General features: G+C 47.4%; 9 protein-coding genes, 1 tRNA gene and 2 rRNA genes (1 of these 12 only partly in view). All 12 read right to left on the bottom strand.

Annotated elements, in window-relative coordinates:
* Positions 1 to 206 precede the first annotated feature (206 nt).
* The gene (locus ACK28X_RS04795; protein WP_412057313.1) at positions 207 to 2,390 is read right to left on the bottom strand and encodes an AAA family ATPase; all 2,184 of its coding nucleotides are present in this window, start codon (positions 2,388 to 2,390) and stop codon (positions 207 to 209) included.
* Entirely contained in the window at positions 2,387 to 3,139 is a 753-nt protein-coding gene (locus tag ACK28X_RS04790; protein ID WP_412057312.1) for a hypothetical protein, read from the bottom strand. Before ACK28X_RS04790 ends, ACK28X_RS04795 begins: the two co-directional genes overlap by 4 nt.
* Positions 3,139 to 3,333 (bottom strand): DUF6511 domain-containing protein, encoded by a 195-nt coding sequence (locus ACK28X_RS04785; RefSeq protein ID WP_412057311.1) that lies wholly within the window; start codon positions 3,331 to 3,333, stop codon positions 3,139 to 3,141. Before ACK28X_RS04785 ends, ACK28X_RS04790 begins: the two co-directional genes overlap by 1 nt.
* Positions 3,330 to 4,994 carry a DEAD/DEAH box helicase gene (locus ACK28X_RS04780; protein ID WP_412057310.1) on the bottom strand — a complete coding sequence of 555 codons (1,665 nt, stop codon included), beginning with the start codon at positions 4,992 to 4,994 and terminating at the stop codon, positions 3,330 to 3,332. The genes ACK28X_RS04785 and ACK28X_RS04780 overlap by 4 nt, the downstream gene beginning before the upstream one ends.
* Before the next feature lie 11 nt (positions 4,995 to 5,005).
* Positions 5,006 to 5,596, bottom strand: coding sequence for a hypothetical protein (locus ACK28X_RS04775; RefSeq protein WP_412057309.1), 591 nt, complete (start codon positions 5,594 to 5,596; stop codon positions 5,006 to 5,008).
* The gene (locus ACK28X_RS04770; RefSeq protein WP_412057308.1) at positions 5,593 to 6,492 is read right to left on the bottom strand and encodes an ATP-binding protein; all 900 of its coding nucleotides are present in this window, start codon (positions 6,490 to 6,492) and stop codon (positions 5,593 to 5,595) included. Before ACK28X_RS04770 ends, ACK28X_RS04775 begins: the two co-directional genes overlap by 4 nt.
* Entirely contained in the window at positions 6,489 to 6,746 is a 258-nt protein-coding gene (locus ACK28X_RS04765) for a helix-turn-helix transcriptional regulator (protein WP_412057307.1), read from the bottom strand. Before ACK28X_RS04765 ends, ACK28X_RS04770 begins: the two co-directional genes overlap by 4 nt.
* A 165-nt stretch (positions 6,747 to 6,911) precedes the next feature.
* Positions 6,912 to 7,817 carry a hypothetical protein gene (locus tag ACK28X_RS04760; RefSeq protein WP_412057306.1) on the bottom strand — a complete coding sequence of 302 codons (906 nt, stop codon included), beginning with the start codon at positions 7,815 to 7,817 and terminating at the stop codon, positions 6,912 to 6,914.
* Positions 7,814 to 8,989 carry a hypothetical protein gene (locus ACK28X_RS04755; RefSeq protein ID WP_412057305.1) on the bottom strand — a complete coding sequence of 392 codons (1,176 nt, stop codon included), beginning with the start codon at positions 8,987 to 8,989 and terminating at the stop codon, positions 7,814 to 7,816. The genes ACK28X_RS04760 and ACK28X_RS04755 overlap by 4 nt, the downstream gene beginning before the upstream one ends.
* Positions 8,990 to 9,628: 639 nt before the next feature.
* Positions 9,629 to 9,705, bottom strand: a tRNA-Met gene (locus tag ACK28X_RS04750).
* A 305-nt stretch (positions 9,706 to 10,010) separates the two neighbouring features.
* Positions 10,011 to 10,125: ribosomal RNA gene (rrf, locus tag ACK28X_RS04745) — 5S ribosomal RNA — on the bottom strand.
* Positions 10,126 to 10,219: 94 nt separating this feature from the next.
* Positions 10,220 to 12,174 (bottom strand): 23S ribosomal RNA (locus ACK28X_RS04740) (it continues 848 nt past the right edge of the window).

Below are 12,174 nucleotides of genomic sequence, written 5' to 3'. Positions count from 1 at the left end.
TCTTTTTAAGGTAATGCTTTGATTTGATTGAATTATTTGTATTTTCAGAAGTCGTAGTGGTAAGTCGTAGGCCTACGACTTCGACTTGCATTAACCTATTGATTTTGCTTGATTTAAGTCGTAGTGAGGACGAAGTCGTAGTACTATGACTACGACTTATTTGACCTTTGATGGGTAAACATATGGAGTCTATCCGCAGGGCAAAACTATGCATTTTCGCCCTCCGGATAGATCCATATTTTTGGATTTTCGACTTCTTTAGAAAGACCGGAATGAGGGCATTTGAAATGCGTTGGCAAGACAGAGAGGCCTTCACTTAAAACCTCTCCTGTCTGCTCATCAATAAACATCTCATGGCCGAAAAGCATGCCTTCGACACAGAGATAGCCAAAGCGTGAGCGCACCGGTGGAAAGCCATGATCGGCAAAATCACGGCGGTATTTGAGATAGCCCTTGGTGGCTAAAACGCTGATGCGCTCGCGAATGGTATAACGGCTGCCTAGCCCGCTCTTATTCTCAAATGCCTCACAAAACTGGGTTGTGGTATAAAGCCGCCCCTGTGCTGCCTCATCAAATAATAGGGACAAAATAACATCATGCTTGCGATTACGTTCTGCATCATATTTGGCACCCATATCGGCTCGCACAAGACGCTCATTTAAGGGGTTCAATTCAATCCATTGACCGCCTGTTTTATCGATCGTTTTTATTGGCAAGCGTGGCCCGTTTCGAAGCTCAAATATCAACTGTCGATGCGATTGGTTCTCCTCTGGCTGAAACATGATGAGGCCAGTGCTGTAATAGCCGCGCAGACTGCTGGCTCCGGAAAGCGCCTGAAACGGGTCTTCTTCCAGCTGTTTCTTTTGGATTTTGCGTGTATGATGGGCGAGGATAATCCCAGCATCAGGATTGACCAGCGCACGTAAAGTATCGAGCCGTTGCTGCAAGAAAAACAACATGGCCGGATTATCATTTTCGCCAGCATCCCCTTCACCGCCATCAAAAACGTTTCTAAGTGGATCTACAACGATAATATCGACACCCAACGCACCAAAATGGTGATGAATGGTTCCAACCGTCGCTGCCACGCCCTGATCATTGAGCAACATTTTAAATTGCGGTGTAATGACGAGATTTTTGCGAATAAAAGACAGCAGCGCGGCCTCAAAGGTCATATTTTGCAATCGCTCACGCAAATAATGATAGCCAATCTCCGCCTGCAGATAAAAGATCCGCAACGGCCGTGGTGGTGTCATGCCAAGGAAGGGAACACCCGCCGCCATATGGGCGAGCAATGAGAGCAAAAAATCACTTTTGCCGACCTTTGGCGCGCCAGCAAACACCATCAGTCCACCTGGCGTTAGCACGCGCGGCGCGATCAAATCTTCCGGCATGGGTGAGCGATCATCAAGCAAATGGCCCGCCGTGAAGGCAGGAACCGCGGTAACGTTTTCTTGGCACTTTTTAGGACATGAAGCAAGAAAGGCGTGAATGTCCAAGCCCTCAGACACAGCATCCGCCGCATCCCACTTTTCAGGCTTATCGCTTGGGGTTTCTATGAGTGTGAGAGACGCAACAAAACCTTGCGCCTGCAAATAGCTACGCACAGCTGCAGCGTAAGTGCGACCAGCCTCATCATGATCAGGCCAGATCAGCACATGCTTGCCTTTGAGCGGCGACCAATCTGTTTTGTCTAATGGCGCCTTAGCCCCATTCATGGCAGTCGTTGCTGTAATACCATGTTGTATGAGAGCTTCAGCCGCTTTTTCACCTTCAACCAGCACCACATTCTGAGCTTTAATAAGGCCCGGCTGATTAAAGAGTGGTCTTGGCGTTGGCGCTTGATGTTTTCTCGCGAGTACATCCCAAGGTCTAAATTCTTTGCCTTGCGGCGTGTCGTAGCGATAGACACAGGCAATCAGCTTGCCATCACCGTCTAGATAGTCCCATTTAGCCGTGTATAGGCCAAGCTCGTCTTTATGGAGTTGCTTTGCAGGCTTAGTTTGAGGAACAGGTACCGGCGCAGCAGATGAAAGCCCCAACCAGTCACGAATGCTCTCTATCACTTGTGGAAATTGCTGCTTGGTATCCAGATTATGGCGGGCAGCCCAAAGGGAAAAAATGTCACCACCTTCGCCCGTTGCAAAATCATGCCACATACCGGCCTTGGCGCCGCTAAGCTCAATTTTGAGGCTATCGCCCTTCGTTCCACAAAGGTCCCCAATCTCAAACACACCACGCTTGATGCATCCAGCAGGGAATAAATGCGCTAAAGCATGCTGCAACCGTGCCAAAAGTCGCTGGCGAATGTGATCCACGGAAATAGATGGCATATCGCTTGCACCATATTGTGCTGGCGCATCGTTGAAGTCGAGCCAGTTGACTGTCATGCAGATAATTCCCAGCAACGCTTACTATAAGCACAAAAGCGACACTCAAAATGCTCGGGATCGCTCGTGTGACGCGGCAATAGTTCATGGGCTTGCGTGGCTTTTAAAACACTCACAGCTCGGTCACTAGCTTTTTGAGCCAAGGCCGCATCAAAGGATACAAGCTCAAAATGAAGCTCTGCTGTGTCTTTGTTAATAGCAGTAAAAAGCGCCGGATTTTGACTAATGCCCGGCACGCTTCCTTCCATATAGGCCTGATAGAGCGCTATTTGCGCTGCATAAATCGGTTTGGATTTTGTAACACCACGCTTGACCGTATCTTGCCATGATTTGTTATTTAGCGACTTACACTCCCATAGCATCGGGAATGTGAGCCCCAGTGCTTCGGGCGCGCCATTAATAATTCCGTCAACATGGCCGCGAATACGCCCACTTGCCACTGAGAAGCCAAATTGACCGCCATGCGGCTTTTCGGTAAAAAGCTCAAAACCTGCAAGACGCAGCCAGCTTATGGCTAGGTCTTCAAACAGATGTCCTGCCGCAAAGATCCGTAAGGTTCGTCCAGAAAAATCTTCATCTTTAGTTGCATTAATATATTCATATTGCAATTTACGGCTACAATTTTCGCCAAGACGAGAAGCGCCAAGGTAATTGCGTGTGGGTTGCGTCTTGCTTTGCGTGCATAAAGCATCATCAATAAGTTGAGTAAGGTGTTCCGTGAAGCTAGGTCTGTGATTAAAATCCAACATTAAAACGGTACCTCATCGCTGCCTTTGGAAAGCTCGTCCATGTAATTCGTCACAACGACTTCAATCAGCGTCAAAACTTGCTCACGCGTGAGATCTTGAAAGGCTTTGCCAGCGCCAATCTCAGCGACATATTCGCCAAGAGGACGCAGAACTTTGCTGATACACACTTGTTCGAAATCAGTCAGATTGCTCATGCGCTCATCCTCCCTGTTTCAATTGCTTGACGAATGGCCCTATGATTAAATTGCATGGTTATCAGAGCTGAGGCTTTATAGCGTGTTAGGCTAAAGTCATTGCGGTATTGAGCGGGCAGAAGATTAAGTTGTTTTTCGCTCGCTGGTTGATGCAACCAACTTTTCGTTTTATGCGCTGCGCTTTCGGTTTCAAATGTGTTAATCCAATCATCGGCTGCAGCAAAACAGACTCGGCGTTCTCCAACGGCTAAAAGCTGCACAGGATGATTTTTCCGCCCTCCAACTGCATACCAAACACCATCGCGATAAAAGACACCGCCCCAAGCTTCAAAGCCCGTCGCAATGAAATACTGATCATCACCACGCAAATCGCACCATAGGAAACTTGAACGCTTGAGAAGGTCAATTTCACTCATTTGAAACTGATCAATCTGTGTGGTTTGCACCTTTTCTTGGCTTTCCCAAATATAGCCGCATAGGGAACATTCTTTACTGGCAAGCGGCACTTGGGCGCTACAGTCAGGGCAAGTTTTATAAGGCTGCTCGCCGCCGCCATCTTGACCATCAAGCCGGGCTTCATCTTCAAGTGAACCGTGCATAAGGGTCGAGGTACCAAAATCCAGTACAATACAGTCTTTCTTCACAATGCCTGGAAATTCAGCAGGATCAATTGTTCTCAAACCACGTCCGATCATCTGGATCATGGTGGATTTATAAGAGCTTGGGCGCAGTAAAACGATGCAAGATGTCGGCGGATGATCCCAGCCTTCGGTCAGCATTGCGACATTAACGATGACTTGCAAATCACCTTTACTATAAGCGTCTAGCGTTTGAGAACGCTCTTGCTCGCTCATATCGCCCCAAATCATGCTAGCAGCCACACCCGCATTGCGAAAGCACGTCGTGACATCGCGCGCATGCTCGACGGTTGAGCAAAACACAACAGTTTGACGCGTTGCTGCTTTCTCACGCCAATGCTGAACAACCGCCTCATTAATCGGCCGTGTGTTAAGGATATCGGCAACAGCGCCCATATCATAATCAAGGGCTGTTTTGCGCACTTTGCTGAGCTCTTCTTGTACACCCACATTCATAACGAATGTGCGCGGCGGTACAAGATGCCCCGAAGAAATCAACTCCTTAACCGTGATCTGATCGGCAACATTGGAAAAGATAGGCCGCAGACCTTTTTTATCGCCACGATTTGGCGTTGCGGTCATGCCTAGGAGTTTCAGATTTGAATTGCGTTGTTTTGCCGCTTCAATCACGCGCATATAGCTGTCAGCCCGGGCATGATGGGCTTCATCAATAACAAGCGCATCAAAAGCAGGCATTGCGTTGAGATTATTCTCACGCGCCAAGGTCTGCACCATGGCAAAGGCGACGTCGCCATTCCAGCTTTTCTCATTAGCATTAAAGATGCTTGTAGAAAGTCCTGGATTAACGCGCTTGAATTTGCTTTCATTTTGGAAGGTCAGCTCATCACGATGGGCAAGCACGCAGGCTTTACAAATATCACGCTCAAACATGCGCCCCAGAACGGCGGAGAGCATGATTGTTTTGCCAGCCCCCGTTGGCGCCACCGCCAACGTATTGCCATGAGTATAAAGCGCCTCAACGGTTTTAGAGACAAGCTCCTTTTGTCTTGGTCGAAGTAACATGCCGCCTCCTATCACTTCGCCCAAGAAGGGAGATCGCTAGTGGAATTTGTCGATGCGGCATGCGCATTACTGGCTTGAGGCAACGAAGCTGCACTCGGTATAGAGCCCATCAGAGCTACATAGTCTTTATGATCCGGTGTGATAGCGAGCTTAATGACGTTTTTATCATCGCCATTTTGATTTTTCTCAACATCAATACGGGCAACGAATTCGATACCATCAAGATCACCAAGCCCATGAATGCGACGGGCATTTTGCGCTGTGGGGGAGTTATCCTTATCCCTCACTCCGCGAGCTGAATTTAAGATGCCCTTAATAAAGGCTCGGCCAATATTCGCCCAATTGGGGCCTTTCTCACTGTGAAGGCCAATAAGGTTCCAGATTTTGCGGCGGGCATATTTGCCCTCCAACACTACAAATTCGCAATTCAAATAAACGGCACCAGAATTGTGATTGCGTGTTGCCCAACCGCCTGTCCAGCCTTGCGCCGCATCATCATGGCCACCGGGTTTGATGACCATGCGCACCTTGGCCAAAGTTTTAGCAGGAATAAGCTCAAAGCTCGTCTGATCGTCTGCACCATTAAAATCATTCCAATTCATTTTTGGCTCCCTTGCGTATTAAAGTTTTGTAGAGATTGAGGAGCATTTCTGGCCGGTGCCTCCTGTTCAATTGAGAAGGTGAGGCGTTCGGCAGCAGGTTTGGCTTTGCCCACAATCTTCTGCATGAGGCGGCCCAAATGCGGCTCTTCCATAAGATCCAAGCGGCCAGAGCGGTCTTTGGCTGGATAGCCAGCCTCATTAATGGTGTGGCAAATAAAAGCGCGGGATGACTTGCCTTCGGGGCTTGTCATCTCGCTCATGGTAATGACCTGATCAACGACACCCGGTAGCTCTAACGCTGTTTTACTGCCTTCGATTTGCGGCTGATAAAAACGGCGATTAAAGTCGTCGGTCTTTTCGTCCAAAATGCCGACAAACCAGATATTCTTGCCGCGTGTGTGCTGAAGATGCGTCAGCCATGCAATCATTTCCTGACCATGCAGGCCGTAAGCACCACGCGTGTCGGGTTTGCCTGTTTTGTCAGAAAATGCCTGTGGCTGGCCCTTGCACCAGTTGAAGCACAAGCGTCCGGCAACGGTGATACTGTCAATGAAGATCGTGTCGTATTTATCCAGCGCTCCGGCATCGCCGTATTTGGCGGTGACAGCATCATAATGGGCTTGGCTGTACGGCTGCTCATCGCGCAATGCCGGGTTCGGGCCGCCAATAAAGGCTGCAATATCACGGCAATCTTGCCATGTACGCGGGCGGATGGTGTCGCCTTGCCAACCTTCAATGGCCAGATCACCAGCCTCAAGATCAAAGAACAGTGTATTTTCTGCAGGCAGCGTCCAAAGCAGTGATGTTTTGCCAATACCGCTTTTGCCAAAAATGCAACCCTTAATACCTTTGGCTTCCTTAAGCCGCTCATCAGCGGAGATAATCGGAAGTGTCATTGATCACCTCCAACCGCATCCATTTCCTCCTGCGTCTTTTGAGAATTATTTGTGTAAGAAGGAATAGTCTGCCCGCTACAGGTCAAAATATGCTGCTTTTCATAGTGCCTTATATCCTCCGCACGGTAGCGAACGACCCTCCCGATCTTGATAAACGCAGGCCCCTCACCGCGCCAGCGCCATTGCTCTAACGTCCGAGCAGAAATGCCCCAACGCCGTGAAAGATCAACTTGATTTAAAAATGATTTTTCCATGAGAACCTTCTTTCGTAATCGTGAATAGGTGCTCTCAAGATACGCTTTGGCCTGTGTGATTTTCGGTGTGACAACTATGTGAAAATCAGTGTGAAAATGAAAAAAGAAGAATAAAAAAAAGCCCCGGTGCATGTCCGAGGCTTTTTATACGACAAAAAGAAAGATCTAATATTCCAACCAATAAGAGCCTTTGCCGTCACCTTTAATGATAACGTTCCATGCAGGATGGGATGTGCCTTTACTTCGAAAAAGACCGATCAACTTTTGATTTGAACCAACCTCTGCCATAATTTCATCCTGATGCAACGGCTTTCCAGCTTTATCCATCATTTCTATGGCATCTGCTTGTTTTTTCGTGAAGCTATATTCTTGGCCTTCAATCATGGCGGTGCGATAGCCATTGCTAAAACCTGGCCGTTTTATGCTAGCACCCATGACTTCGACCAGATAATCAAAATTAAGCGCAAAATCTTTATCATTCCGGGCAAGAACATCCCCTAAAAGAACATACCTATTTTGTGACGGTAATGAAAGATAGGATGGCAGCTGGTGATCTAATGCAATTAACAAGGCTGGCTTTTTCTTGTGGCGCTCATTCAAATAAGCCACAATAGCACTAAATATACGGCCCTTGCGCAATTGTGTTACTAAAATAATCGGCTGTTTTGTGCGCATAAGCCGCGCTTCACCCAAGTCCCACGCTGCATTACCCATTATAGCCCGTGTCTTAACATGAGACTCAATAGCTAAAACCTCTTTGAATCGAGAAACAAGCCAATCGGCACAAAAACTATAAAGTTGAAGAGCAGAGCTCGACACTTCAACCCAACCGGACGTAGGGGAAAAATAACAATTCTTACCATTATGGCGCACAACTTCAACAGATCGCCCCTCATGATCACAGAGCATTGGCATATCATGACGCGGGGCAATTTCTTTTAAGGCACCGCTCTTAATAAGATTCTGCCCAGTCACACCAAAATGTTCAGCTAAATTATCGCCATTGATAGATGAAGTTGGGCTATTTATGATTTTACATAAGGCTATTATCAACTCGTAAGACGGCTTCATTCGATTTCTTTTAAAAGCCCCCAACGTTTCAAATATTTATCGCCAATCAGCTGTTCCTTACTTGTTTTTCCCTTGAGATCGCAGCCATTGGGCCATGTGATTTCAACCGGCAAAGTTTTACCACGGCGGTCACAGCTATCGGGTTTAAATCGAATAGAAAGCTTGGCTTTGGAAGCTAAAAAACCCATGCGTAACGGATCATAAGCGTCGAACCATTCATCGGATATTTCGTGAATGGTTTTGCTTTCCTTTGCTGTAAGCGTAAGGCGAACTTTATTGCCATTATCATAGGGGCGGAGCTCTAGCATCATCACTTTCACAGCTTCAATACCATCTTCTGGATCGGTCGGGAAATCATATGGTTGAAGCAGTTTTGTTATATCATATTTCCTTAGCGGAACACGCTGTGATTCTTCCATCGGCTGTTGCAATAAAGTTCTAGAAAAAAGCTTGACCAATTCCTCGCGGCATTCCCTACGCTCTGCTATAACTTCAATCGTTCCAGATCTTGCTTCATAGGTCAGTACCATTTCATTAACAGGGCGGCGCTGTTTTGTTGTCAACTCTCTATTTTCAAATGCTAAATAGCTAGCAGGCAATCCCTCACGATAAATCATGATTTGCACTAAATCACAGTCTTCAAGATCAAGACGCGTTCGATTAAAAATTTCAACCTTAATCTGTCCGCCCATTCGAAAATAATCTGCAAGCACATTCTCAAACGCACTGATATGTTGTTCGTCACAGAGCACAGGCAAATCTTTCGGGCCAAGGAAGCCATCCCACATACGCCCTTTCCTATAGTCATCAGCATAACGAATATCCTCGGCGCGGCTAAAAGCATCAGGGCTCTGCAAAAATACAAAAAGCGCTCTATCATGGGCGCTTTCAAGAGATGAATAATGAGGCATATCCTGATCAGAAACAGCAGACAAAAGAGCTTGCTGGCCAATATCATCGGTCATTTCATGAACACGCTCTGCATCAATTTTGAGTTTAGCCAATTCTGTATCCGTCAATTCATCAACTGCCTTGAGCAGTGGCTTGACATGATCCGTTTTATCATCATTCCAATCAACAAAGTCTGCAAGGCGATGCGGTTTCTTCTCAAAATATGTCTTTAATGAATCACGCGGAATTTTACGAATAAATTGAGCAATCTCTGCAGTCAAAAAACTCTCCCATATAATTTTACATTTGCATAAAAGTTAGAGCTACAAAAATTACAATTCTTAATATTTTAAGGATTAAGCCCGCCTAAGTCGCTTTACCTTCGTAGCATAAGCCGCCCCTGCTCTAAGCAAAGGTTCATCCTTATAAGAAATCTGATCATTGCAGCAGGCTATAGCCCTTATCCACCACTCTCATATGTTCACTATAGGTTCTATTTATACTATCCTATACGATTCATTTTTTTGGCAACCATGAAATACCCCAAATTGAGACAGTATTGCGCCCAAAATGCAATCTATATAGAAGTCTTTCTAAGTCAACAAACGCAATGCTGATCATCACGGTTAACTTATGATAATACCGCTGTTCAAAAACCTGAAGGTCGGGGTCAAACGAATTGCACAACGATAGGCCGCCAAGCGCTTGGGAAGAAGCTAAAAATAGACAAAAAAAAGCCGCCTTGAGGGCGGTGGATTGATTGGGCATATGCTGCAAATTATTTTGAGGCTACGCTGGTGTTTGGGGGGATACGGTTGTTTTCGTTGCCGCGTGCTTCCGTAGTGCTTCCGCAGTGGGATTAAGGCGTTGTTTTAGCAGCAGGCAGAATTGCGTAAGTCTTTGATATATCTAGGCAAAGTTGGTTGCGGGGGCAGGATTTGAACCTGCGGCCTTCAGGTTATGAGCCTGACGAGCTACCGGGCTGCTCCACCCCGCGACAAAACTTGAATAATCAGATAAGCTTTATATAAAGCGTTATAAGGAGCCACTCATGGATATAATTCATCTACTAAGAAGACAAATAGCTGTTTTAAGAGTATATCTTAAAACCTGCCCTACTATACCACAAACTGTTCCCTACTTGAATATCAAAACCACCCTATATCTGTAATAGATCAATGGATTTCATTCAGTCTGACATTTCAATAGTGCTATATCCTATGTCTTTTCCATTAGAGGAAAAGCATAGATATTCAATAAAGCTATTTTTAATAAAACCGTTCTGTTTAATACGCTTAGCAGACCTGGCAGCGACCTACTCTCCCGTGCCTTAAGGCAAAGTACCATTAGCGCTGGAACGTTTCACGACCGAGTTCGGAATGGGATCGGGTGCAGCCGCTCCGCCATAACCACCAGGTCGGCAAAGCGCATTAAACAAAGAAGCTGGTTTTTCAAAAGGCGTGGCATAAAAAATATGCCTTTATTCACTATGATGAACATAAGCAATAAGAACGATCAAGTCAATCGAACGATTAGTATCAGTAAGCTTCATGTGTTACCACACTTCCACACCTGACCTATCAACGTGGTCGTCTTCCACGGTTCTCGAGGGAATACTTGTTTCCAGGTGGGTTTCCCGCTTAGATGCCTTCAGCGGTTATCCCGTCCGTATATAGCTACCCTGCTATGCGGCTGGCGCCACAACAGGTCCACCAGAGATACGTCCATCCCGGTCCTCTCGTACTAGGGACAGATCCTGTCAATATTCCTACACCCACGGCAGATAGGGACCGAACTGTCTCACGACGTTCTGAACCCAACTCACGTACCGCTTTAAATGGCGAACAGCCATACCCTTGGGACCTGCTCCAGCCCCAGGATGCGATGAGTCGACATCGAGGTGCCAAACAACCCCGTCGATATGGACTCTTGGGGGTCATCAGCCTGTTATCCCCGGCGTACCTTTTATCCGTTGAGCGATGGCCCTTCCACACGGGACCACCGGATCACTATGACCGTCTTTCGACTCTGTTCGACTTGTCAGTCTCACAGTCAGGCGGGCTTATGCCATTGCACTCGACGAACGATTTCCGACCGTTCTGAGCCCACCATCGCGCGCCTCCGTTACTCTTTAGGAGGCGACCGCCCCAGTCAAACTACCCACCATACACTGTCCTGGATCCGGATAACGGACCGCAGTTAGACATCCATGTCGATAAGGGTGGTATTTCAAGGATGACTCCACAAGGGCTGGCGCCCCTGCTTCAAAGTCTACCACCTATCCTACACATGTCGAAACGAATGCCAGTGTAAAGCTATAGTAAAGGTGCACGGGGTCTTTCCGTCTAACCGCAGGAACCCCGCATCTTCACGGGGAATTCAATTTCACTGAGTCTACGTTGGAGACAGCGGGGAAGTCGTTACGCCATTCGTGCAGGTCGGAACTTACCCGACAAGGAATTTCGCTACCTTAGGACCGTTATAGTTACGGCCGCCGTTTACTGGGGCTTCAATTCAATGCTTGCACATCTCCTCTTAACCTTCCAGCACCGGGCAGGCGTCAGACCCTATACGTCGTCTTGCGACTTCGCAGAGCCCTGTGTTTTTGGTAAACAGTCGCTACCCCCTGGTCTGTGCCACCCTCTAACGGTTGCCCGCTAAAGGGTCACGCTTCTTCCGAAGTTACGCGTGCAATTTGCCGAGTTCCTTCAACGTAGTTCTCTCAAGCGCCTTGGTATTCTCTACCTGTCCACCTGTGTCGGTTTCGGGTACGGTCTATATGTGGGAGCTATTTCCTGGAACTGCTTCACTGCAAGATCAATCCATTAAGACCTTACAATTTACGCAATCCGTCACTTCCCACAGGTCCACGAATATTAACGTGGTTCCCATCGACTACGCCTTTCGGCCTCGCCTTAGGGGCCGACTAACCCTGCTCAGATTAACTTTAAGCAGGAACCCTTGGACTTTCGGCGAGGGAGTCTCTCACTCCCTTTATCGTTACTCATGTCAGCATTCTCACTTCCGATACCTCCAGGAGCTCTCACGAGTCTCCCTTCACAGGCTTACGGAACGCTCCGCTACCACTTGCTTTACAGCAAATCCACAGCTTCGGTGTATGGCTTTAGCCCCGTTACATTTTCGGCGCAAAGACCCTTATTTAGACCAGTGAGCTGTTACGCTTTCTTTAAATGATGGCTGCTTCTAAGCCAACATCCTGGTTGTTTTGGGATCCTCACATCCTTTCCCACTTAGCCATAACTTGGGGACCTTAGATGGTGGTCAGGGTTGTTTCCCTCTCCACGACGGACGTTAGCACCCGCCGTGTGTCTGCCAGCTATTTCTTCCAGGTATTCGGAGTTTGGTTAGGTTTGGTAATCCGGTGAGGACCCCTAGCCCATCCAGTGCTCTACCCCCTGGAGAATTCAGCTGACGCTCTACCTAAATAGATTTCGCGGAGAACCAG

The organism is Bartonella sp. DGB2 (genome assembly GCF_046843095.1).
GTDB lineage: Bacteria > Pseudomonadota > Alphaproteobacteria > Rhizobiales > Rhizobiaceae > Bartonella.
Note: the sequence above shows the minus strand (reverse complement) of the source record. Positions and strands in the feature narration are given on the sequence as shown.